The following is a 20,558-nucleotide window of genomic DNA, read 5'->3' as shown; positions in this document are numbered from 1 at the left end:
TCTATTCATAGTTGATGTGCACGTGGGTATGCGCAGGTGCACTTCGGTGGATAAGGCATTCCAGGGCGCTTCCCGGGTTCACGCCAAAGCGCTCGCCCCAGTAACTGGCGCCAAAACGGCGGCCGATGAATTGCCGTCCGCCGGTATTGAGGGTCCACATGAACTGCGCCTGCCAACTGCCAAAGTGCCCGATACCAAAACGTGAGCGCCCCATTCGCGGAGCCCTCAACTCAGTAACACTGGCGTTGGGGTAGCCTTGACTTCGGGCAATTTCAACGAAGTAGCCAATGGTCTGGCTGCCGACTGCGAGCAATCGTCGGCGCACGGCCAGACGACGATCGTCAAACAAAGGTTTCTGTCCCAGGCAGGGGTCAGGCAAATTCATGACCCGCTCCCAGTCCGGTACCAGCTCGCTGACTCCGGCCGGATCCATTTCGTTCTGCAGGTCAACGGCGCGGGCGTCCAGGCGTGACAGCTCCTGAGAAATGCCCTCAAGCACTGCATCCAGTTCTGGTACTCGCTCTGGATCCCAGGCCGGACCACTCGGCATTAAGTTGCGCAACTGGGCCTGATATTGCGCCGGAGTTCTTATGCCTCCCATACGCAGCCCCCGAAGGTCAACAATTGGTTGGCGGTTGGCATGACGTTGCCGACGGGAGCAAACAGTTGGTGGTCGTATTCGCCGGTGGCACTGCTGATTGCTTCGCGGATGTGACTTTGCAGCAAGCTCTCGCCCAGACCGGCTTCCCGGTTGTGCAAGTCGCGTAGCTGCGCTTCCACAGCCGCGCGCACGGCGCTGGTATCCGGGTTCAAGCGCATTTTGTAGGTGACGGAGACTTGCTCCGGTGCCAGCACGTGCAACTCGGCAGTTACCGGACGCAACGGATCGATATAGGCCTGAACTTCGGCCAGTTGTTCATCCCCGGGAATCGGATGGGGATCGTCATCGCGCATGATGAACAGGCTGACAATGCCCAAACCACCATCCCCGCCACGACACCAGGCGCGTGTCACACCCGGCACTTCCAGCGCCCAGGTTTCGTAGTCGCTGGCCGCACCGCCATGGGGGATTACGCGATAAGAACGGATCACCCGCGAGCGCAGCGACTCCAGGCTTTCTCGCGCCACGCCGCCGCTGAGGCCGGGTGCGAGCACCACGAAGCTGTTGCCGACCACGCCGGCGATCGGTTGCACCGGGGTCAGTGCCAGGCCGGCGTCGGCATTGCCCAGGCTGCCGGCGTCGAGCGCGGCGATGGTAGTGCTGTTGCTGCCATTGGTGGTGTTGCGTGAAGCGGTGACTTTATAGGTACGACCATCGCTCGCTTGCAGCAGCGTATCGACGTCGAGCACAGCGCCTGCGGTCGCGGTGAAGCTGACGCTGCCGGTCGCCACTTGTGCAGGTTTGCGTGGCTGGTTCAGGCGCAGTGCGGCGATGCGCTCCAGGGTCGACTCGTCGGCCTTGTCCGGCAGGATCTGCTCGGCAATCCAGTCGAGATAACCGTACAGACCATAAGCCGCGCCACCCAAGGTGCGGGCCAGCACTTGCGCATCGGACTGGCGCAGCGAATCGCCGGCCAGGTCGCTTTGGGTGCGCTTGATCAGCACCGGCAGCGAAGGGGTTTCAAACGGCATAGATCACCTGCCAACTGTTATCGGGGTTGATGTCCAGACGTTCGCCATCGGCCAGGGTCAGAACCGTGCGCAGGTTCAGGCGCTGGGCGTCGAGGCGTTCGCTGATGATGTCGATGGCGCTGCAGTGGCCGTCATCGATCAGCCATTGCAGGGCTTCGCGGGCATAGAACTCGGCGTCCATCTGGGTCTGTCGGGTCAGCTTGACCCGACGCAACAGCCACAGCCGCGAACCGATGCGGTCGTCGGCGACAGTGGGAAAACTGTCGCCCCACCAGCCGAAGCGCTCTTCGTCGTCGAGGGCGTCGTCATCGGCGGCGCGGCGCCAGGTGAACAGGCTGATGAGCACGGCGCGGGTCAATGCGGCGTGGAGGTTCTGGCTGATAAACATCATTTGCCTCCTGCCGGCGCACCGGTCTGGCCGCTGCCGGCCTGCACGCCGACGTGCACGTGTTTGATCTGGCTGATGCCGCCGGCGAGCTGATCGCCGGTGGAGACGATCTTGCCGGTCTGGTTGATTACTGGCGTGTCGAAGTTCACCGCGCTGCTGGCGCGGATGTTCAACGTGGCGGTTTCGATGTCGATGATCCGCCCGCGCTTGAAGTGAATTTTGTCGCCCTCGTCGGTGTAGATCGCGACTTCGCCCGAGGCCAGCGCCTGCAGGCGATAGCGACGGTCGGCGACCACCAGGGCGATAGCGTGGGAACGGTCACCGCCCAGAAAAGTGACGATGCCTTCGGCGCCGGCCAGCGGGTTGCTGGTGAAACCGTAGGGTTCGAAGTGCTCCATGTCGTCGTTCACTTCGCCGGCGGTGAGGCGCATTTGCAGCGATTGCAGCTTGGATGCCGAGTTGGCGAGCACGACAGTGCCGCGCGCCAGCAGGCGTGTCAGTAGGCTCATGAATTGTCCTTAGGGAGCAGACCCGACACGGACAACAGGTGGGAGCGGGCTTGCTCGCGAAAGCGGTGGGTCAGTCAATGGGATGTTGGAGCTGCTGACGCTTTCGCGAGCAAGCCCGCTCCCACAGGGGTTCGGTGTCAGGCTCAGGTTTTTTTCGGAGGCGTGGGATCAGGATCGAAGGTATGCGGCGGCGCCACTTGCAGCGTGGTCACCGAGCCCTGCGCCGACAGTGAATAGGTGACTTTGGAAATCAACATGTCGCCGTCGAAACCGAGCACCGGATCCGTGACCTTGACCAGCGTGTTGTGGCGCCACAGGTCGCCATTGGTCTGGCGCCAGCCCTGTACCTGATAGGTCGTGGTCTGGGCCCGGCCCATGCGGGTGGCGCTTTCCCATTGTGCGCGTTGCTGGGCCAACTCGAACGTCAGTGCGGTGCCCTCGTTGATGATCGTGGTGCGGCGGCGCTTGAAGCTCAGATCAGCCGCGCTGGATTGAACCTCGCTGACGGCCGCCCCGCTCTTCTTGTCCGAGCCTTTCTGCTGACCGATCACCCGGTATTCAGAAAACACCTGGCTCTGATCCATCGGCGCGTTCGCCGACAGAATGTTCTTGCCCAACTCCAGCGCGTCGCTGGCCCGACCACCACTACCGGGCTTGGCCAGAACCAGCCGGCCCTGCTCGTCATCGGTGGAGAACACCCGAAACAGCGAGAGCAATCGGTCGATCGACTGGAACACTGTTTCGCCCGGCACGATGGTGTGTTTGGCGAGCCGCGCGGTCTCGGGAATTTCGTTGACCACGTACAGCGAGTACTCCGCCGCCAGAGCCTGGACGATGCTCAGCAGCGGTTGCTCCTGCCATTGATTCGGCCGGTTGGTGGCTGCGCAATCGACCAGATCCTGAGTCTTGGAACTGCCCTCGATACTCAAGCTGATCTGGCGTCCGTCGTAACTGATCGGGGCCTTGAACACGTAGCCGGTGAGCACCAGATCCTGGCCGATTTTCACTTCGCAAGGGTCACCCGGTTTGATCCGTTGATCTACCGTCTGCCCCGGCCACTGCCAAGTGATGTCGAGTTTGAAGGTGCGGAACTGGCGCTCCAGATCAGCGGTGATTTCCACGCTTTTCCAGCCGCCGTATTCCATGTTGTTAACGGTCAGCGTGACATGGTTATCCATCTCGCTCATGGCTCACTCCCTGGACACTTTCACGTCGTTGGGTGAAAAGCCCGGATGTTTCATCGCGTTGCTCTGCGTCACTTGAGTCACGCGTGTGGCATCGGCAAATTGCTTGTAGGCCACCACCAGCGCCGGCAGGCTTTCCTGGAACGATTTGGTGATCTGTCGCACACCGGATGACGCCACGGCCTTGAGATGCGCCATCAGCGCTTCCTTCACATCGTTGATTGCCTGGTGATGTTTGGGATCGGCCTTATCCAGCATCGGGTCAATTGCCACCCCGACCGCCTTCTGCAGCGCTTTCATTTCGTCGGTCACCGGCACTTCCTGACGGGTCACCGGTTGATCCGCCTGATGCGCCACCGAAGGTGTCGATGACAGCTTCACCGTCGGAGTCGCCACCGGCATCGACGCGACCCACTGCGCCACTTTCACCAGCATGGTGTCCTGCACCAGATCAGCCATGGCTTGCGCCGCCGCGTTGGTGTCCTTGCCGGTGGTGATCTTCGGCGCATCCAACTTGCGGATGGCTTCGAGTTGTTGGGACACGTCGGCAATCACGCCACGGTAGCCCTCCTTCGCGAACGCCTTCAGCTCCTTGATATCGCCGAGCAAGCCCTTGAACTCCGCCGCCACTTCCTTGGGCAATTCCTTCACGGCTTTGACCAGTTCAGTGATTTGCTTGTACTGCTCGATCAGCGGCTTGAGCTGCTCTTTGATCACCTCATAGACGCCGGTCAGGCTGTTGCGCAGATTGGCGATGCCGATCCGCGCAGCCTTGATCAACGTCATCGCCTGCTCGAAGCGCGCCACCGCAGAACCCAGCAGCGTGTCGGCCTTGGCCAACAGGACTTTTTGCGTACTGACCGTGGCAGTCGGAAACGGCAGCGGCCGATCGGGATAGAACTTCAGGCTGAACGTCACCAATCCGCCGTCCTGGCGGGTGTGGGTCATGTCGCATTCGCCAACCTTGACTTGCAGGCGTCCCAGCCACGGATGCACCAGTTCACCACTGCCCGCCTCCAAGGCCTTCAGCAGCTTGTCGCGCTGCTCCAGGCAATCGGCACCGATGATGAACGCCGTGATGTCGTGGGTCTTGGCCTGCTGGCCCAGATCCTCGAAATACGGCAGGTCGCGTTGCGGATACTCGTGCAACTGACCTTTGCGACCGACCGGGGTTTTCGCCTGATCGATCCAGAACCCGACACCGCGAAACGATGCCGGCAACAAACGGTCACGCCAGTTCATTGGAACCTCCTGCCGACAGCGAGCGATAGCCGATGCGCGAAGACAGCGCCAGGCCCGGTTGATTGGTTTGCGGTTGATCGGTGCGCAGCCCGGCCGGCGCATTTTCGAAGCGCACGGTCAGGCCGCCTTCGAGTTGCGTACGGTTATTGGCGGCGCTTTGCTGGATCAGTGCACTGGAGGATTGCGGCAACGTGCTGTTCAGTGCGGCGCCGCCGGCAGGTGCCGCCATGCTGGTACCGGTGAGAGTTGCGAAGATAGCGGTGAAATTGCCACCGAGCAGTTCTTTGACCTGCCCGAAGATGCCTTGCAACTTGCTCCACATCTCACCGAACCAGGTCAGCACTGGCTGCCATTTCTGCTGGATCGACTCCAGCGGCGACTGGCTGAACAGATCGCCAAAGACGCTCTTCACCACCTGCGCATCCGTGGTCAACGACGCCCACAGACCGGAGAAGTACGCGCTCACGCCATTCCACTTCGCCATGACCGCTTCCACAGGCGCGCTGCCAAACAGGTTTTGAAATTCGTCTTTCAACGGCTGGGCTCCAGCCCTGAGTACGTCCCACAGCGCGGAAAAAACCGGCGCCAAGGGTTGCCATGCCGATTCAATCAGCGCCACCGGCGATTGTATGAAGATCGATTTGACCTGTTCCCACTGCGCCGCGGCGTTATCGGCAACACCGCCGACAAGATTGCCGAACACATTGTTCAGCGAACCCCAGGCTCCAGTAATCGTCTGCACTGGCGACCAGCTGAACTGCGCCTTGAGCGCGTCCACACCGGCAGCAGCTTTGGCCTGTGCGCCAGCGAAGAAATCACTGACGACATTGCTCGCGGTAGCAAAAGCCTTGCTCATCACTTCACTCGGCGAGAAATCGAATTTCGCCCTGAGCCTGTCGATACCCGCTTGCGCATCCTCCATGGTGCTGGCGAAGAATTCACTCACAACACTGCTGGCTTTCGCCAGTGCCTTGTTCCACACCTCACGCGGTGAGAAATCGAACTTCGCACTGAGCTTGTCGATCCCTGCTTGCGCATCCGCCATGGTGCTGGCGAAGAAATCACTAACGACACCGCTGGCCTTTGCCAATGCCTTGTTCCACACCTCACGCGGTGAGAAATCGAACTTCGCCCTGAGCTTGTCGATCCCTGCTTGTGCATCCGCCATCGTGCTGGCGAAGAAATCACTGACAACGCTGCTGGCTTTCGCCAACGCCTTGTTCCACAGCTCACGCGGCGAGAAGTCGAAAGCCGCCGCGAGCTTGTCAGTGCCTGCCTGCGCTTTCGATACCAAGCCCTTGTAAATATTGACGACGCTGTCGACGCCGGCAAAAAATTCCGCGCTGATATCTCCCCACGTTTTGCTGATCGATGCGCCCATCGATTCGATTGCCTGCGTGGTCGCCGCAACTCCAGCCTTGAATTTCGTCGAAACGTAGTCCCACATCCCGCCGAAGAATCCGGAAATCGACGCCCAGTTATTGGTAATCAACCGTGCGCCAATCACGATGATGGCCACCGCTGCCGCGATAGCCGCCGCAATCAGCCCGATGGGTGAGGTCAGAATCCCCAGCACCGCGACCAGCCCCATCGCCCCAACCGTGACCACCGTAAACGCCACGGCTGCGGCCGCCAGCCCTTCGACCAGATACGGATTGTTGGCGACAAACTGGCCAATCGAAGTCATCACCGGTGTCAGCGCTGTGACGATGCCGTTAACCGCCGGCAACAACGCCTGACCGATTTTCAGCGAGATGTTATTCAGCGCCTTGTTGAATTTCTCCAGGTTGGCCGAGGTTTCCCCCTGGACCACCTTCGGCACTTTAAGACCCTTGAGTGCCCTGGCTTTCTTCGCCAGCGCATCCTGCGCTTCGATGGCTTTTTTGATGCCGTCCTGAAACGGCTTGAGCAAACCACCTTCGGCAATGAAACCGGCCACGTCCAGCGGCTCAAGGCCGCTGTCTTCCATGCTTTTCTTGAATGCTGCGACCTTGCCGCGCAGCCCCTTCATCTCGGTCTCCATTTTCTCGGCGCCCTTGAGCACCACGAGCATGTTGACCGTGACGGGAAAGTTCTGCGGGATCAGGCTCAAATTTGTATTCGCCATCACTGTACCTGCTGCATCGCATTGATCCGTTGCGCGTGCTCCAGCGATTCGCGGAGCACATCCAGTGGCCTGGCCATCATCTGTTCGGGGTCAACCTTCCAGAACCAGGCCAGGTCATAGGCGACTGCGATCAGGTCGGTGATGGCTCCGACGCCGCACTCATGAAAAAACTCGCAACGGCCCAGCTCAGCGCGTTGAGGTCAGCCAGATCGAGCTGGTTGACCGACGACGGCGGGATGCCGGCGCACACGGCGATGTATTTGGCCGCCACGTCCATGTCGAGGCTGACTTCTTCGCTCTTGTCGATCTTGTACGGCAGCGCCTTGATCGCTCGCACTTCCTGCACCGTCGGACGGCGCAGGACGAGTTCGGTCAGGGGCTCGCCGTGAGCTTCGATCGCAACCTGAAGCTTCACGGCGCCGCTCATTGCCAGGTCCCCTTGATGCCTTCGAATTTCAGTTCGATGGTGGCGTCATCGCCCTTGGAAACCGGCTCTTCGACCAGATAGGCACCGGCCAGCACGTAGACTTTGCCGTTGCTGAATTCGCAGGTGACGGTGATGTCGGTGCCTTCGATCAGCTTCTTCAGCGGAAAGTCGGCGGTGTGCAGCGCGGTCACTTTGAACGACGGCGCGACGTCGGTTTCCTTGTAGAAACCCGGTACGACGGTTTCGCGTTTGACAGCCATCAGCGGGGCTTCGCAGCCGCCATTGATAGTCAGTTGTGCACCGTCGACTTTGACGTAGCAGGTGCCTGCAATCACTTGACCCATGGTGTTACTCCCTTCAAATAAAAAAGCCCACCGAGGTGGGCTGAATGCTTACGGCCAAACGCGGCGATCAGGCCGCGTCGTCGTATTGCAGACGGAATTGGTTGAGCAGTGCGAACACGCGCAGACCGTTGATGTAATCCGGCGGGAACAGCACGTTCACGCGGCTCGGGTCCTGCACGTCGCGCTCGACGATCAGGTGCTCGGCGAACAGCTCGGCGTTCTCCACGTGGCCTTCCAGTTCCAGCTTGGCGTACTGCGCGATCAGCTCGCCGCGAATGGTCGCTGGCGTCACGATCGGCTGACCGGCGCCGAAACGGGTGCCATCGGAGGCCAGTTTGTGACGCCCGTATTTGCTGGTGATCACGCTTTGCAGACGACGCACGATGAACGCCGACTGGTGCATGGTTTCGCTGTCCAGGTAGGAGTTGTCGGCCTGACCGTAAGCGTTCTTCTGGTAGGTGGTGATCGAACGCTGGATGCGCACGTAACCGCCTTCGTAGTACGCGGTGGCGATGCCGTAATTGAGCAGCGACTGACGCTCGGTCAGGGTGAAACGTTCGCTGGCCGGCGCCGGATCAACGCCCGGCAGGCTGCCGCTTTGCGTCGGACGGCTGGCATCGGCGGAGATGAACACCGCGGTGCGCGCAGCCAGTGCGGCAGCTTGTACCCAGAACGGTTGCGGTACGCCCGGCTCCAGCGCCTGAATGGTCATGTGCTGGTCGTTGCGGCCCTGGCCTGCGGCGACCAGAGTGCCAACGGTGCCACGCTTGGCACTGTAGACGTGACCGAACAGTTGCTTGGCCCACGACCAGCGACCGGTGCTGTCATCCATCACCGCTTGCCAGGTGTTGAGGGTCGACAGATCCGACCACGGCAGTGCGATGAACTCGAACGGCTCGTCGCCCAGTGCAGCCACGGCTGCGACCTGGTCAGGCACACCGGCACCACCGGTCATGGCGGTGATCGCGGTGGTCAGGCCGGCCGGGGTTTCTTCGCCATTGCTCTTGCCCAGGCGATTGAACTGCAGGCTGATGTCGTTACCGCTGTCGCCCGTCCACTTGGCGCTCAGGGTCACTACACCTTCGGCAGCGGCAGCGCTGACCGGCAGATCGGCCGTGGCGTTGATTTTCTGTGCCAGTGCGGTGGCTGCCTGAGCAGCGGTGGCACCGTTGACCACGGTGGCCTGCACACGCACACCAGCGACGTACAGGTTGAGTACGCCAGCCTGAGTCGCGGTGCCGGTCAGGGTCAGCACGCCTTTGGCGATCGCGCCTTCAGCGTTGTGCAGCGGCAGGCACCAGATCTCGCCGATCGGGTCGGCCTTGCGGAAGGTCTCGTACATCGAGGCGAGCATCGAGCCCTGACCACCGATGCTTTTCGCCAGCGCAACGCTGGAGACCAGCACCAGTTTGCCGACTTCGCTCGGGGCAATGTTGTCGTTGACCTGAGCGACGATCAGACGACGCAGGGTCGAGCTCGCGCTATTGGCGGCCGAGTTGTCCATTTCGGCATAGAACAGCGGTACACGAATGTCCGCGGGGATGTTGCTGAATCCGATCGCCATTATTTGGCTCCCTGTGCTTTGACTTTTACGGTTTTGATTGTGATATCGCCGTCGGCCAGACGTCGGCGCCACCAGGCGCTGTCCAGCACTTCACGGCCTTCGAGGGGCAGCAGATCGCCCGCTTCCGGGTCAGGCACGGCACGGCCAGCGGCCGGCAGTACGGTGATGCGATTGCTCATGGGGTTACGTCTCCAGAGAAAGTCAGTTCCACGCGCCCGTCAGGGCCGGGGTGTTTCAGGTTGGGGTCGGCCGGGTCGATCGCATCGACCCGCACGGTGGCCCCGGTAAAGGACGACAAACCGTCCAGTTCACGTTCGTGCCAACTCTCCGCAGGCTGACTGGGCAGATTGCGGCCGAGCTGGAACTCGGCAAAAAAGCGCAGCCGATAGAAGGCCCGGCTGCTGTTGATCGAGACCATCTCGCCGCCGTCATAGACGATGGCGCTGTAGTCATTGCCCGGTTTGAACCCCACCAGCGCACGCCACAGTTCGGCGCGCAGGTCGTGCAACAGATCCAGCGCTTTTGTGGCGTCCGTTGCATCAAGCGCGAGGACGATTTCGAAGCGGTCGCGGATCGGTTGGGCGGTGAGGTTTTGCGCGGTGCTGGTGCTGGCGAGATCCGCCAGGGGCAGCACGTGGGCCGAGGGTGTCGGCAGATCGGCGTTGCCTTGCAGCAAGGCCAGATCGACACCCACCGCAATGTGATTGGCAAGCCCAGGGCATTGCCCACGCAGTTGCGTGAGGATCGGGGTGATCTTCATGGGGGATGTTCCAGAGTTGAATGAAAAGCGGTCTGCAGAACACTGCAAAACCTGTGGGAGCTGGCTTGCCAGCGATGGCGGTGGATCAACCGGCATCTCTTTTGAATGGGCTGGCCTCTTCGCGGGCAAGCCCGCTCCCACAGGGATCTTCATCGCAGTGACAAAGCGGGGAATCAGTCTTTGGCGTCCGCCTTGGGATCAAGGCACGCGGCATCGATCACGCAGCGATAGCTGTTCTCGCGATTGCCGCTGGCGGTGACTTTTTCGATCGACCAGCGACCGCGCATGAAGTCCGGCCAGGTCTCATCGAGCAGCACCAGACCTTCGGCCGCCAGCAGTGGATTGCCGGGACAAGTGATTTTCACCTTGTACTTCTGGCGGAGCATCTTGCGCACTTCGCCCTCGCCGACGGCGATTGCATCGGCTTCAGTGGGTTGCTTCTGGCGGAGGGTCTTGAACGGCGCGATTCCTGTTTCAACCCAGCGCAACACACCTGCGGCGCCATCCCAGAAACAGGTCTTGCAGCCCTTGGTCTGCTCGCGGGCAGACTCCTCCAGCGTGGCGCTGACGAACGCGTGATCGCCGGGACGGTTGTTGCTGGTCACCGACAATGTCACGTCCGCCAACACCTGGCCCGACAACGATTTGGTCTGGCCGGGACGGGCCAGCACGTACACGTCGTTGTAGGGTTTGGTCACCGCGTTGTACTTTTTCGCCAGGCGCGTCAGAAAGCTCATATCGGTTTCGTTGGACTGGTCGACGTGCTCGATCCTGATCATCGCCACCTCGGGCGCGACGCGCGGTGAAAAGCCATGGCTCGACACCAGTTCGCGAAACAGCGAACCCAGTGTTGTCGGGCCATGACTGGCCGTGCGGCGTTGCTTGAAGCCCGTCTCATCATCCTTGCTGAACGGCGCCGCCGTGGCCACCAGCGTCAGGCGAAACGGAAACAGCGTCGGCGTCAGGCGCGTCACTTTGAACTGGCCCTTGTCGACCATTCCCGACTCCAGATAACCGACCTCAAGGCCGATTTTTCCACCCAGATTCGGCAGCCCTTCGAGGCCTTCAAGATCAATCGTCAAGGTCAATTGATCGGACTCGAAACCGGCAGCGTCGATGTGCTCCCAACTGATCAGGCGCTGATTTAGCAGATCCGCGTTTGCGCCGTAAATCTTAACGACCGGCGTAAAACCCAGTGTCATGCAACCTCCTTAATCCCAGGCCGTGAGCGGTTTGATCGTGGCCGGTTTCGAATCGAGTTCCGGCAACGTGACCCAAACGCCCGCGGGCAGGATCGGGCCGTGTTCGGCCAGGGTCGGGTTGAGTTTCCACAGAGCTTCTTCGGCGGCGTCATCACTGCGCCCGGTTTCGCGGTAGAGCAGCAGATTCACCGAATCACCGGCCATGCTTCGGACCTTACGCATTGTTGAACTCCGTCAATCCGACCACCCACTTGATCACCATCGCGGTGCCGTCATCGATGACCTCGCTTTGGTTCTCGTCAATGCTGTTGATCCGCCACAGGCCCCAGTTGCGCCCGATACCGTCAATCAACGGCAGCGGCACACGCTGTGCCTGAAGTGCGCGTAATTCATCGAGTCGATCCATAGCCACGGCATACATCGAGGTACCGCTAATGGTCAGCGATTCCGCTTTCTGCCCGGTCTGACTGGACTTGGGTTTGCTGGTCAGGATCTGGATGTCGCTCCAGCCACCGTCGGACTTTCGCGCCAGCGTGCTGTAAGCGAAGTTGCGCGACAGGCCGAAGATGAAACTGCCTAGAGCCATTTGTTGTTTCATCAGTCGACTCCATCGGTCAGGGCTGCGTCACGGCGGGTGGCGAGCGGATTGTTGGTCAACAGCGGCAGGAACTGGCCGTGGAATTGCCCGCTCAGTTGTTGGCCGATGATCGTACGAATCTGCTCGGCAGTATCTGGCGCCGGGCAGGTGACCTGGATCAGTGGGGAGAAGGTGACTTGCTGGTTTTGCGTCTGCGCGGTCGGCAGTTCTTTGGCAACCTCTGCCGGCGGGGCGAGTTGGTTCGGTGCAGGCGTCGCGAGTTTTTCACCCAATGCGCTTCCCCACTGATTGCCATAGTAGGTGCCAGCTGCTCCGCCAACCCCTCCACCGACAAGTGCCCCGGCAGGACCGGCGAAAGCCCCCAGGAAGGCACCAACGCGCGCCCCCAGATAATTTCCAGCAACCCCACCCACCAGGCCGCCCGCTCCTCTAGCTGTTTGTTTGCCATCGGCATCGAGCAAGCCGTTGACCACGTCCATACCTGAGTCGAGCATCATCAACGGCATACTCAGAGGGCCAGCTACACGACCGATACGGGCACCTTGGCTGACCAGACTTCGGCCTGGACCGGATGTCAGGTATTTAGCTCGGTCAAGCGCAACGGATCCCAGAGTCTTGGCATTGTTAAGCCCAGCGGAACCCCAAGTCTTGGCATTGTTCAGCGCAACGCCCCCCCAAGCCTTCGCACCGTTAAGCGCTGCGGAACCCCAGGATATGGCAGTTGTGCCGACGAACTTGAGGTTGTCGATAGTGGTTGTCGTTCCTCTAATGCCCTTGGCCAGCATCGACCCAGCGACCTGCACGCCCTTAATACCGGCAATACTCAAAATCAACGTACGCGCGAGCTCCGGTGATTCTTCAGCCATGCTGCTCAAGCCATCAGTCGCCCAAGCCATCACCCCGGTGAGCCTGTCAAAATCAGCCAGCACAGCAGCGCCAGCGGAGCTAAAGAGACGATCTTTCTGAGCGGTGAAAATGTTCCAGCCCGTTTGCGACGTATCCGACAGCGCCCGCGCAGCCTGATTGACTGCCCCACCCTCCTCGCCTCGCGCCGAAGATGCGTACTGCTGTTTATCTTTGACGAGATCAAATGCACCTCGCACATCAGCGCTGCGCTCGAGCATTTTCACAACCGGCTGGTCGATCGAAAAAAGCGCCATCGCAACGCTGGCTTGCTGCTCGGGGGATTTTGTCTTCAGCGCCTCAAGCACCTTGAGAATCGCGCCGGGGGCGTCCCCTTGCATTTGCGCAGCGAGGGACTTTGGATCGAGGTCGAGTTGAGCGATCACCGCTTTCTGACTAACTGATGCGTTATCGCCCAACGCCAGCGTCGTGGTGATCCTCTCCAGTGCCACCCCGGCGTCAGCCCTGTTGACGTTGACATTGAGCATTGCCGCAGCAAAAGCCGCAGTCTGTTCGGGACTCAGCCCGGCACCTTTTGCTGAAGCGCCGTAGTTGCTGAGGATCGAACCAATGTCAGCCACCGTGGCACTCAATCGGCTTCCCAGCACGCTGGTGGCATCGGCGAGGTCGAGGGTCTTTGCTCGGTCGAGCCCCATTGAGGTGCGCCAGCCGATCAGCAGATCCGCAACATCCGGCGCCTTCATTTCAAAGGCTGTGGCCGTGATGCCAGTGTCTCGAGTGAAATCACTGAGGTCTTTTTGCCGGGCGGCTTCAGTCTTCTGATCGCTACCAACCCCACCCTTGACACCGGCATACATCACGCCTGCCAGATCCAGCACCGTGGTACCGCCGGCTGCCACTTTGCGCTCGGCGGCCATTTTCTCCAACGACACCCGCAACGCATCGCGTTGATCGCCCTCAACGCCTGCAACCCGTCCCAGTGGCGCCATCGCGCTATCAAGGTTGATCGCTGGCTGCAGGTATTTGAAAGGTTGCGTTGCGCCATTGACGCCTGACGGTTTCGACTCAGCTCCCACGGCCGCGCTGCCCGCTTGTGCTGGCCGGTCATTGAGAGACTGTTGCAGCGAGCGCTGTGAAATCAGCACAGCGTGTATCGACCCCAACACATCCCTGAGCTGAACCTGCTCGGCGGTCAGATTTCGCAATTCGCTGGTGGCATCGGCCAGCGCCAGGCTTAGCCCGGCGATCCCACCGTCAAGGTTCGACGCAGGTGCTGCTGCAGACATCGTCGGGACCATTAAGGCGGCTGTCTTGCTGGCCGTGCTCAATTCCCTGGTCTCTTGATTGATCTCAGCGAAGGTCAACGCATAGTTATCATCTGCCATGCCGCTCTACTCCTGTTTCACGCCAAGGCGAGTGATCGCTATGTCGTAGCGGCGCAACGCCTTTTCGGCGTCCCATTCCAGAATCTCCGCCTCACTTACCGGGTAAATGAGCGGGACGATATCGAGGATTACTTCGATGTCGCGTTCCGAAAGTAGGCCGCCGGCTGGTTTAAAAAATCGTCGATGCGCACCTGCAATTGCGTCCAGTCAGGGACGGTTAGCTGGGCCAGATCGGGGATCATCAGACCGGTGCAATGGGCAGTGATGAACTCGGCGCGTTCCTTGGCCGTTTTCAGTTTCTTCATCACTTTGGTGGCGCGCAGTGCCGGCATTTCCAGCGACAGCGAGGTCACGGTGCGACCGGTCACGGCGAGCGGTTGCAGCAGTTGCACTTCGTCAGGATCGTCGGACTTTTCCGCGTCCTCGACCTGCTCCAGAAAGTACGCCGTCGGACGGGTCGACATCTCGTGCACGTACTGGGCGATGCTCACGTAGTCCGGGCGTTTCAGCTGATCGAGTTCCTTGACCGACAGGCCGGTGGCGAGCAGCGCCAGTTCGAAGAACTGATCGTCTTCATCATCGCCGGCGCGTTCCAGCGCTTCTTTCTGTGCGGCGTAGAACAGTGGCTTGAGCTGGATCTGTTCGATCTGCGCGCCGTCGTCACCGCTGATCGGCGACAGCAGGTCATGCTTGGGTGGCATCCACGACATGTATGAATTCCTTGGTGATTCGTTTAGATCCACTGTGGGAGCGAGCTTGCTCGCGAAGGCGTCGGGTCAGTCAACATCAATGTTGAACAACAGACCGCTTTCGCGAGCAAGCTCGCTCCCACAGGGTTTTGTAATTGCCTGTAAGCCGGGGGTTACGGCATCAGCACCGCACGACGCGCATCACCGAGGATGTCGACGCCGTTGAGCACGAATTTCTGGGTGCGCACGTCGATGTCGATCACCGGCACGCCGTTTTCCAGGCGGTTGTAGGTGCGGCAGGACAGCTCCAGGTTGGTCTTGGGCTTCTCGCCCATTTTCACTGCGGTTTCTTCAAGGGATTTCAGCTTGCCGCCGACGGTGTGGTAGGTGAACCAGGTGTTGCCGTCCTGATCCTGACCGGCTTCACGCACGTTCAGCAGGATGTCGTCGCCCAGCTTCACGCCCAGTGCGAGCATGACTTCTGCGCCCATGCCTTGCAGGGTCAGCTTGGCGTTGAGCGCTTTACCGCCCTTGGCCATTTCTTCGACGATGAAGCGGCCGCCACGCATCTCTTCTACATCGAATTCAATCTTCGGCGGAGTGAACTCTTCCACGGTCGCCGACAACGGCAGGCCTTGCAGGGTGGCCGCGATGGCCTGTCTTACGCGGTTGGTAAACATTAGAGAACGTCCTCCAGGAACTGCTCGATGATTTCATCGCGGGCGTTGAGTTGATAAACCATGTGTTCGTTCGGCGCGTAGCGGCCGTAGTCGATGACCACGTACCAGGTGCCGTTCTTGTATTTCTCGACGCTGTTGAGTTCCGGGTGCAGGTACACGCTGCCGCCGGGAATGGTTTCGTCGGCGACCAGGGTTTGCAGCCAGTCGTTGATACGCTTGACCTCCTGATCCATGAACGACTTGGTCAGGTTCTTCGCCATGGCTTTCTGGCCGGCCTTGACCAGCTTGCGGCTGATCGCATCTTCGAGGCCGACGTAGCTGATGAACTTGCCGGTGATCGAGCGGTTACCCAGCAGCGAGAAGCCGCCGAGCACGGTGCGGGCGTAGTAGCTGACACCGTAGCGGTTGAGCAGATCGCCTTCGGTGGAGGTGTCGAGGATGTTGTATTCAACGACCCGGGACACGTCTTCGGCGTAGGTCACCTGGTTGCCCGGGCTTTCCCACTGCTTGACCTTGGCCAGTGCGGCAATCGCCAGACTGGACGGCGCGAGGAACACATTTTTCTTTGCCGCTTTCGAGTACACCGCCGGCATGTTGTGCACCACCAGGCAACGGTCGAAACCGAGGTCGGCGCCACCCAGTTCCTGGCTGTAAGTCACTTGATCAGCGACCGAGGCATCCTTGCCATCCAGCACCACACGGGCCTTGATGCGCTTGCCGAACGAGGCGAACTCGCTGGCTACCGCTTTGGTGCCGGTGAAGCCCGGCGCGCCGATGATGGTCAGGTCTTCCGGGACACTGCCCAGTGCCGCCAGACCGAGCTTGCGGCCGGTGGTTGGATCAACACCGCCGATCACTGCGTTAACGGTGTCGGCCGGAGTCGCGCCCGCTTCGACGATCACCACGTACACCGGCACCTTGACCACTTTGAGGATCTGGTAAACCGCGTGGTACAGCGTGCCCTCTTCAGCGCCGGTCGGATCGAGCAGCGCGTGGGTGGTGAAGCTGTTGATGCGGAACGGTGCGTTGCGCGGAATCAGCGGATCGGCTTTCGGCGCGGTGCCGACCAGACCGATGACGTTGTCACCCAGGCCACCCATGGCCTCGGGGGATTCAGTGGCATTGACGGTAATGCCGTTGTGCTCGAAGTTCAAAACCTCAGCCATGGTTAGTCAGCCTTCTTGGCAGCGGCCTTTTTGGCCTGGGTGGAGGGTGTTTTCAGTTCCAGTCGACCGGCGCTGTGCAGGGCACTGGCCTCGACGTCGAGCAGATCAAGGTCTTGACCGACGCTCGACCAGTGCCCACCGCCGGTGGGGAATGGGACGAGCACGGTGTAGGTTTGGCGAACAGACATTTGCGAGCTTCTCCAGACGCAAAACGCAAAAGCCCATGCAGGGGCTTTGTGCAGACGAAAAAAAACCGCTTTCGCGGTATCGGGTTTACTTGATGAAAGAGGGCATCTCAGGCCAGACCAGTTCAGCTGGTTGCTCCACCGTTTCAGGAATGTCGCGAAGAGCCTTTCGGTAAGCCTTGAGCTGTGCCAGTTGCTCGGCGGTAGCCGGATAATCAGGCAATTGCGTAAAGTCAGTGGCGCGCAGCAACTGATCGCGACGACTGCGAATGGCAGCCCATTCGATCTCTAGCATGGGCACTGCCAGAGGCAGATCGGCCATGATATTTTCTGATTGCTCAGTCATGCTCTCTCCTTAATTGAACAAAACGGTATCGGCCAAGGACAACTTCGTTTTCAAGTCGCCCAGGTTGAACAAACGGCCATTACCCACACGCATAGTATCGATACGAACCGTGGTGAAATAAATATTTGGAATCAGCACTCGCATAACAATATTGCCATTTGCATCCACATAAACAGCAGGCGTCATATTGCCAAAGGTAGAAACATTCTGAAGCGTGCGGGTAGGCTGGTAGCAATAACCAACTATTGTTTCCTCAATGATTTTTGCCGTGCCGTAACTATAGCCTTTTATATTGAACCAGAACATTTCGGAGTTGACATTGATATTCAATGGGATTTTGAAGTGCATGTAGACATTAAGACTGCTCGCCAGATCTGTCGACACAAAATCACCCTGCGCACCCACCCCATGCACGCCCCCCGTGCCGGTGACAAAACCTTGCAATATGTTCCGACGGATCGTACCCAGGGCCGTTGGATCACCTTCAACATCTTTTAAACTTCGCCATTCATTGAACTGATTCAACGCCGTGGCCATGGTGGTATTAATGCTGCCAATTTTCCCGTTCACGACATTGGTCAAATTATTTGCAGCCGTGACCAACGATGCAACAGTGGTTTCTAGACTCACGTTTAAGTTTCCTGTTTGATTAATAAGCCGACACAGCCATTATCGAGAGGCTCGCCTTTATCAGCTGCAACCGCGATGACTTATCTTGTTTCAAGCGCCATTACCCGTAATAGCAGTTGAACATGACGGGACATATTATCGATATCGGCACATGCCAACGCCGTAAACTCTTCACTCAACAATATATTGAGATTTTCCGTCCCTACCGTCACGGTGACGCTGTCCGCCGGCAGCGGAGAGACATCCAGCGTAAACTTCTGCAATACGCGCGCGGCACTTGCCTTGTAGGTCAGCAACTTGCCGGCTACGGAGTAAACCGCCAGGAGCGTGCCACTGGCGAGATAGAAGCCGAATTCCCCGATTTCATATTCATCCGGACCGCTGAACAGCGCTCCCATCCTGAGCTGTCCTGCACCCAGGTCTTCGTAATCGACAATCGCAACGCGCTGTCGCTCATCGCGAAGTGCGGTTTCGGCGCCGGTAGGATCGTAGCGAGCGGTGCCGGCACCGATATGCGTGATCTCGCCTTTCAAACCCTGGTTTTTTGCCTGCAACACTTCACCCAGTCCCACAGAGGTGAAGCGAACCAAGCGCGTAACGTCATCCGTCATAACTGCGCCCTTCAATCATTAATTTTTGATGCGCTGGAATTCCAGCGTTTATTGGCCGCGCTTCGCCCTTCACTCAGGCAGCGCCGAGTGGAGAGACAGCTCGCTGTCTGAGAGCGGCAGCGATGCACCTGCGCCGAACCCCAACAGAGCAGGCAAGTTGATCTGCGGCAGAGCCCCTGCCCGTTCGCTGTCATGAATACTCAGACCGGGGTCCACAGCCAAGGCAGCCTGCAAACCGGCGCGGGTGCTGTGAACGATGGTGATGGTTGCCTCATCACGCTCGCTCTTCGCTGCATTGACACGTCGTATCAGGCGGTTGTGATCGCCGCTCGACCAACGCGTACCAATCAGCGCCTGCACGTCGAAAGAATAGGGCTGACCTGCCGGTCTCTGCTGATACCAGGCCGCTATATTCGGCGTGAAACCCAACGACTCAACGGCATGACTCAGCGCCTGGCGAGTACCCGCCTGGCGTTGTATTTGCCAGGCGAGCGATACCGTCAGACGTTTTTCGGTCTCGCTGGCATCGGCATCCCACTCACTGACGCCGCGATCCGCTGCCAGATACGGCAAAAAATCCACCGGTGTTTCGCTCGGGTTCATCAGTTCGGGGAACGGCGGCGCGATGCGATCAAGCAGTGCGCCGAAGCCCAGATCCAGTCCACGTTCGAGTGCCGAGCTGTTAGCCGGCAACAAACTCGGGCTATGCATTGGCTCACTCATAACGTCAGCACCTCGACCTCGACCGCCGTGCAGTACGGCGCCTGAAACGCCGTGGTGACGATCGGCGCCAGCGGTTCAAGAATCTGCAGTTGCACGGCGCCAGCGCTGTGCAGCGTGTAGTCGATCCAGCTCGGGTCGACCCGCCCTTCCAGGCGATGACAACTGTCGGCGTAGGCCTGCAATTGCTGCTGTGCGGCGACTTTGGTCAGGCCCGAGTCGGGGCCGGAATTGATCTTGGCCACGACACGAATCTTGTAGCGTTGAATGTCCGCAGCCTTGACCGTGACCAGGTCGGTTTCCGGTCGCACATCAGGGCGGGCGAAGTGCTGACGCACGCCATCGAGCAATGCGGCGGATGGCGTGCCATCGCCGTCTCGCGACAACACCGTGACCTGCACTTCGCCCGGCGCAGTGCGCCGACCATTGCCGTCCTTGACCTGTGCCGCCAAGCCGTCCGGGTTGAAGGTGTAGGTGACGTTCACCACACCGGCATCGGTGGATTCGACCTTCACCGTTGGCCGTTCACCGAGGGTGAACACTTCGCGGCGATACTGCATTCGCGAGCCCGCTGCCGGGGCGTGCGGTGCCAGGTAATAGCGCAGCCGGGCGTCGTCGTCGCTTTCGTAAATCGCGGGTACCGGCGGGAAGGCTGCAGGGTCGCCCGCGTCGAGCAACTGCCGCTCCAGGCCCATGTCAGCCAGCCGCGCATCGAGGTTGCTGCCGGTCGCCCACCACGCCAGCATCTGCTTGATGCGAGCGTTGTATTTGCGTTCATGGGTTTGCAGGCGCACGCAGAAGGCTTCCAGCGCCAGGGTCAGCAGCTCGCTTTCGTTGTCGAGGCTGGTCTTGAGTTTTGCCGCGCTGTCCGGCGCTCGGGCGCCGACGTATTCGATGACGAAGGTCTTGAACTCGGCGAGCAGGTCTTCGAAGGCGTCGACGGTGATCAGCGCCGGTTCGGCCAACTGATTCTGGCCGGGGATCAACATGCTCATGTCACTACCTCGAAGGTCTGTTGACGGTTTTTCCAGGTGCCGGCGAAACGCAGCAGCAGACCGGCGCCCTGACGGCTGGCGACGATCACGCTCGGCTGAAAATCGCTGATCCCGTTCTGCGCGTTGTAGAACGCCTGAGCCGCGTGGCTCTGCGCCAGAAGCAGAACGTCGTCACCGAGGTTCTGCCCCAGCAGCGTAGGGATCAGCGAGCCATAAAGGGGCCTTTTTTGCCGGGTGCCCAGCGGCGTGGTCAGGGCTCGTGTCGCGCGCTGCACAAACTGCAGCCAGTCGTCGACCGTGGCCCCGGAGTCTCTATCGATTCCGATCATG

Annotated in this window: 26 protein-coding genes and 1 pseudogene; 1 reads left to right on the top strand and 26 read right to left on the bottom strand. The window is 60.0% G+C overall.

What is annotated here, in order from left to right; all coding sequences use genetic code 11:
- Position 1 precedes the first annotated feature (1 nt).
- The 17 genes from V9L13_RS26695 to V9L13_RS26615 all read right to left on the bottom strand — a co-directional run bounded on the left by V9L13_RS26695 (position 2) and on the right by V9L13_RS26615 (position 14,916).
- Complete coding sequence (locus V9L13_RS26695; protein ID WP_123587013.1) at positions 2-601, bottom strand: putative phage tail protein; 600 nt, start codon at positions 599-601, stop codon at positions 2-4.
- Positions 589-1,632 carry a baseplate J/gp47 family protein gene (locus V9L13_RS26690; RefSeq protein WP_338800946.1) on the bottom strand — a complete coding sequence of 348 codons (1,044 nt, stop codon included), beginning with the start codon at positions 1,630-1,632 and terminating at the stop codon, positions 589-591. The genes V9L13_RS26695 and V9L13_RS26690 overlap by 13 nt, the downstream gene beginning before the upstream one ends.
- Positions 1,622-2,020 (bottom strand): phage GP46 family protein, encoded by a 399-nt coding sequence (locus V9L13_RS26685; protein WP_047601236.1) that lies wholly within the window; start codon positions 2,018-2,020, stop codon positions 1,622-1,624. The genes V9L13_RS26690 and V9L13_RS26685 overlap by 11 nt, the downstream gene beginning before the upstream one ends.
- Positions 2,020-2,529 (bottom strand): phage baseplate assembly protein V, encoded by a 510-nt coding sequence (locus tag V9L13_RS26680; protein WP_338800945.1) that lies wholly within the window; start codon positions 2,527-2,529, stop codon positions 2,020-2,022. Before V9L13_RS26680 ends, V9L13_RS26685 begins: the two co-directional genes overlap by 1 nt.
- A 143-nt stretch (positions 2,530-2,672) precedes the next feature.
- Positions 2,673-3,716: a phage baseplate assembly protein gene (locus V9L13_RS26675; RefSeq protein ID WP_003222231.1), complete on the bottom strand. Its 1,044-nt coding sequence runs from the start codon at positions 3,714-3,716 to the stop codon at positions 2,673-2,675.
- A 3-nt stretch (positions 3,717-3,719) separates the two neighbouring features.
- Positions 3,720-4,955, bottom strand: a complete 1,236-nt coding sequence (locus tag V9L13_RS26670) for a DNA circularization N-terminal domain-containing protein (RefSeq protein WP_338800944.1) — start codon at positions 4,953-4,955, stop codon at positions 3,720-3,722.
- Positions 4,942-7,062, bottom strand: coding sequence for a hypothetical protein (locus tag V9L13_RS26665; RefSeq protein ID WP_338800943.1), 2,121 nt, complete (start codon positions 7,060-7,062; stop codon positions 4,942-4,944). Before V9L13_RS26665 ends, V9L13_RS26670 begins: the two co-directional genes overlap by 14 nt.
- Before the next feature lie 130 nt (positions 7,063-7,192).
- Positions 7,193-7,489 (bottom strand): phage tail assembly protein, encoded by a 297-nt coding sequence (locus tag V9L13_RS26660; protein ID WP_003222226.1) that lies wholly within the window; start codon positions 7,487-7,489, stop codon positions 7,193-7,195.
- Positions 7,486-7,833 (bottom strand): phage tail tube protein, encoded by a 348-nt coding sequence (locus tag V9L13_RS26655; protein ID WP_007964335.1) that lies wholly within the window; start codon positions 7,831-7,833, stop codon positions 7,486-7,488. The genes V9L13_RS26660 and V9L13_RS26655 overlap by 4 nt, the downstream gene beginning before the upstream one ends.
- A 67-nt stretch (positions 7,834-7,900) precedes the next feature.
- Positions 7,901-9,397 (bottom strand): phage tail sheath subtilisin-like domain-containing protein, encoded by a 1,497-nt coding sequence (locus V9L13_RS26650; RefSeq protein ID WP_226500517.1) that lies wholly within the window; start codon positions 9,395-9,397, stop codon positions 7,901-7,903.
- Positions 9,397-9,576 (bottom strand): DUF2635 domain-containing protein, encoded by a 180-nt coding sequence (locus V9L13_RS26645; protein WP_103484531.1) that lies wholly within the window; start codon positions 9,574-9,576, stop codon positions 9,397-9,399. The genes V9L13_RS26650 and V9L13_RS26645 overlap by 1 nt, the downstream gene beginning before the upstream one ends.
- Entirely contained in the window at positions 9,573-10,157 is a 585-nt protein-coding gene (locus V9L13_RS26640; protein ID WP_338800942.1) for a hypothetical protein, read from the bottom strand. Before V9L13_RS26640 ends, V9L13_RS26645 begins: the two co-directional genes overlap by 4 nt.
- 173 nt (positions 10,158-10,330) lie before the next feature.
- Entirely contained in the window at positions 10,331-11,359 is a 1,029-nt protein-coding gene (locus V9L13_RS26635) for a phage late control D family protein (protein ID WP_338800941.1), read from the bottom strand.
- 9 nt (positions 11,360-11,368) lie between these two features.
- Positions 11,369-11,581 carry a tail protein X gene (locus V9L13_RS26630; protein WP_201135671.1) on the bottom strand — a complete coding sequence of 71 codons (213 nt, stop codon included), beginning with the start codon at positions 11,579-11,581 and terminating at the stop codon, positions 11,369-11,371.
- Positions 11,574-11,957 (bottom strand): phage tail protein, encoded by a 384-nt coding sequence (locus tag V9L13_RS26625; protein ID WP_047601251.1) that lies wholly within the window; start codon positions 11,955-11,957, stop codon positions 11,574-11,576. The genes V9L13_RS26630 and V9L13_RS26625 overlap by 8 nt, the downstream gene beginning before the upstream one ends.
- Positions 11,957-14,206, bottom strand: a complete 2,250-nt coding sequence (locus V9L13_RS26620) for a phage tail tape measure protein (RefSeq protein WP_338800940.1) — start codon at positions 14,204-14,206, stop codon at positions 11,957-11,959. Before V9L13_RS26620 ends, V9L13_RS26625 begins: the two co-directional genes overlap by 1 nt.
- A gap of 128 nt (positions 14,207-14,334) precedes the next feature.
- A complete protein-coding gene (locus V9L13_RS26615; RefSeq protein ID WP_003222206.1) occupies positions 14,335-14,916 on the bottom strand; it encodes a phage tail assembly protein in 582 nt (193 codons plus the stop codon).
- Between V9L13_RS26615 and V9L13_RS26610 the strand changes: the two are divergent.
- Positions 14,915-15,040 (top strand): annotated as a pseudogene (locus V9L13_RS26610) (metal ABC transporter ATP-binding protein); the annotation flags it as partial. The gene V9L13_RS26615 and the pseudogene V9L13_RS26610 sit on opposite strands and share 2 nt — an antisense overlap.
- A 28-nt stretch (positions 15,041-15,068) precedes the next feature.
- Here the strand turns inward: V9L13_RS26610 and V9L13_RS26605 are convergent.
- From V9L13_RS26605 to V9L13_RS26565, 9 genes are all read right to left on the bottom strand, one after another.
- The gene (locus tag V9L13_RS26605; protein ID WP_027611059.1) at positions 15,069-15,575 is read right to left on the bottom strand and encodes a phage major tail tube protein; all 507 of its coding nucleotides are present in this window, start codon (positions 15,573-15,575) and stop codon (positions 15,069-15,071) included.
- Positions 15,575-16,741, bottom strand: coding sequence for a tail protein (locus V9L13_RS26600; RefSeq protein WP_047291938.1), 1,167 nt, complete (start codon positions 16,739-16,741; stop codon positions 15,575-15,577). The genes V9L13_RS26605 and V9L13_RS26600 overlap by 1 nt, the downstream gene beginning before the upstream one ends.
- Positions 16,742-16,743: 2 nt before the next feature.
- Complete coding sequence (locus V9L13_RS26595; protein ID WP_115988108.1) at positions 16,744-16,929, bottom strand: hypothetical protein; 186 nt, start codon at positions 16,927-16,929, stop codon at positions 16,744-16,746.
- A gap of 85 nt (positions 16,930-17,014) precedes the next feature.
- Positions 17,015-17,272: a tail fiber assembly protein gene (locus V9L13_RS26590; protein WP_338800939.1), complete on the bottom strand. Its 258-nt coding sequence runs from the start codon at positions 17,270-17,272 to the stop codon at positions 17,015-17,017.
- Positions 17,273-17,281: 9 nt separating this feature from the next.
- Positions 17,282-17,902, bottom strand: coding sequence for a hypothetical protein (locus tag V9L13_RS26585; protein ID WP_064586208.1), 621 nt, complete (start codon positions 17,900-17,902; stop codon positions 17,282-17,284).
- A gap of 80 nt (positions 17,903-17,982) precedes the next feature.
- Complete coding sequence (locus V9L13_RS26580) at positions 17,983-18,513, bottom strand: hypothetical protein (RefSeq protein ID WP_064586207.1); 531 nt, start codon at positions 18,511-18,513, stop codon at positions 17,983-17,985.
- A gap of 69 nt (positions 18,514-18,582) precedes the next feature.
- Positions 18,583-19,236 carry a phage tail protein I gene (locus V9L13_RS26575; RefSeq protein ID WP_338800937.1) on the bottom strand — a complete coding sequence of 218 codons (654 nt, stop codon included), beginning with the start codon at positions 19,234-19,236 and terminating at the stop codon, positions 18,583-18,585.
- Complete coding sequence (locus V9L13_RS26570; protein WP_338800936.1) at positions 19,233-20,228, bottom strand: baseplate J/gp47 family protein; 996 nt, start codon at positions 20,226-20,228, stop codon at positions 19,233-19,235. The genes V9L13_RS26575 and V9L13_RS26570 overlap by 4 nt, the downstream gene beginning before the upstream one ends.
- Entirely contained in the window at positions 20,225-20,557 is a 333-nt protein-coding gene (locus V9L13_RS26565) for a phage baseplate protein (RefSeq protein ID WP_003222189.1), read from the bottom strand. The genes V9L13_RS26570 and V9L13_RS26565 overlap by 4 nt, the downstream gene beginning before the upstream one ends.
- Position 20,558 lies beyond the last annotated feature (1 nt).

The sequence above is a fragment of the Pseudomonas sp. RSB 5.4 genome (genome assembly GCF_037126175.1).
GTDB lineage: Bacteria > Pseudomonadota > Gammaproteobacteria > Pseudomonadales > Pseudomonadaceae > Aquipseudomonas > Aquipseudomonas fluorescens_H.
This window is presented reverse-complemented; position numbering and strand designations above follow the sequence as displayed.

What these genes read in the sequence shown, in the direction of transcription:
- V9L13_RS26695 (WP_123587013.1), bottom strand. Translation starts at nt 601, where the DNA reads ATGGGAGGCATAAGAACTCCGGCGCAATATCAGGCCCAGTTGCGCAAC.
- V9L13_RS26690 (WP_338800946.1), bottom strand. Translation starts at nt 1,632, where the DNA reads ATGCCGTTTGAAACCCCTTCGCTGCCGGTGCTGATCAAGCGCACCCAA.
- V9L13_RS26685 (WP_047601236.1), bottom strand. Translation starts at nt 2,020, where the DNA reads ATGTTTATCAGCCAGAACCTCCACGCCGCATTGACCCGCGCCGTGCTC.
- V9L13_RS26680 (WP_338800945.1), bottom strand. Translation starts at nt 2,529, where the DNA reads ATGAGCCTACTGACACGCCTGCTGGCGCGCGGCACTGTCGTGCTCGCC.
- V9L13_RS26675 (WP_003222231.1), bottom strand. Translation starts at nt 3,716, where the DNA reads ATGAGCGAGATGGATAACCATGTCACGCTGACCGTTAACAACATGGAA.
- V9L13_RS26670 (WP_338800944.1), bottom strand. Translation starts at nt 4,955, where the DNA reads ATGAACTGGCGTGACCGTTTGTTGCCGGCATCGTTTCGCGGTGTCGGG.
- V9L13_RS26665 (WP_338800943.1), bottom strand. Translation starts at nt 7,062, where the DNA reads ATGGCGAATACAAATTTGAGCCTGATCCCGCAGAACTTTCCCGTCACG.
- V9L13_RS26660 (WP_003222226.1), bottom strand. Translation starts at nt 7,489, where the DNA reads ATGAGCGGCGCCGTGAAGCTTCAGGTTGCGATCGAAGCTCACGGCGAG.
- V9L13_RS26655 (WP_007964335.1), bottom strand. Translation starts at nt 7,833, where the DNA reads ATGGGTCAAGTGATTGCAGGCACCTGCTACGTCAAAGTCGACGGTGCA.
- V9L13_RS26650 (WP_226500517.1), bottom strand. Translation starts at nt 9,397, where the DNA reads ATGGCGATCGGATTCAGCAACATCCCCGCGGACATTCGTGTACCGCTG.
- V9L13_RS26645 (WP_103484531.1), bottom strand. Translation starts at nt 9,576, where the DNA reads ATGAGCAATCGCATCACCGTACTGCCGGCCGCTGGCCGTGCCGTGCCT.
- V9L13_RS26640 (WP_338800942.1), bottom strand. Translation starts at nt 10,157, where the DNA reads ATGAAGATCACCCCGATCCTCACGCAACTGCGTGGGCAATGCCCTGGG.
- V9L13_RS26635 (WP_338800941.1), bottom strand. Translation starts at nt 11,359, where the DNA reads ATGACACTGGGTTTTACGCCGGTCGTTAAGATTTACGGCGCAAACGCG.
- V9L13_RS26630 (WP_201135671.1), bottom strand. Translation starts at nt 11,581, where the DNA reads ATGCGTAAGGTCCGAAGCATGGCCGGTGATTCGGTGAATCTGCTGCTC.
- V9L13_RS26625 (WP_047601251.1), bottom strand. Translation starts at nt 11,957, where the DNA reads ATGAAACAACAAATGGCTCTAGGCAGTTTCATCTTCGGCCTGTCGCGC.
- V9L13_RS26620 (WP_338800940.1), bottom strand. Translation starts at nt 14,206, where the DNA reads ATGGCAGATGATAACTATGCGTTGACCTTCGCTGAGATCAATCAAGAG.
- V9L13_RS26615 (WP_003222206.1), bottom strand. Translation starts at nt 14,916, where the DNA reads ATGTCGTGGATGCCACCCAAGCATGACCTGCTGTCGCCGATCAGCGGT.
- V9L13_RS26605 (WP_027611059.1), bottom strand. Translation starts at nt 15,575, where the DNA reads ATGTTTACCAACCGCGTAAGACAGGCCATCGCGGCCACCCTGCAAGGC.
- V9L13_RS26600 (WP_047291938.1), bottom strand. Translation starts at nt 16,741, where the DNA reads ATGGCTGAGGTTTTGAACTTCGAGCACAACGGCATTACCGTCAATGCC.
- V9L13_RS26595 (WP_115988108.1), bottom strand. Translation starts at nt 16,929, where the DNA reads ATGTCTGTTCGCCAAACCTACACCGTGCTCGTCCCATTCCCCACCGGC.
- V9L13_RS26590 (WP_338800939.1), bottom strand. Translation starts at nt 17,272, where the DNA reads ATGACTGAGCAATCAGAAAATATCATGGCCGATCTGCCTCTGGCAGTG.
- V9L13_RS26580 (WP_064586207.1), bottom strand. Translation starts at nt 18,513, where the DNA reads ATGACGGATGACGTTACGCGCTTGGTTCGCTTCACCTCTGTGGGACTG.
- V9L13_RS26575 (WP_338800937.1), bottom strand. Translation starts at nt 19,236, where the DNA reads ATGAGTGAGCCAATGCATAGCCCGAGTTTGTTGCCGGCTAACAGCTCG.
- V9L13_RS26570 (WP_338800936.1), bottom strand. Translation starts at nt 20,228, where the DNA reads ATGAGCATGTTGATCCCCGGCCAGAATCAGTTGGCCGAACCGGCGCTG.
- V9L13_RS26565 (WP_003222189.1), bottom strand. Translation starts at nt 20,557, where the DNA reads ATGATCGGAATCGATAGAGACTCCGGGGCCACGGTCGACGACTGGCTG.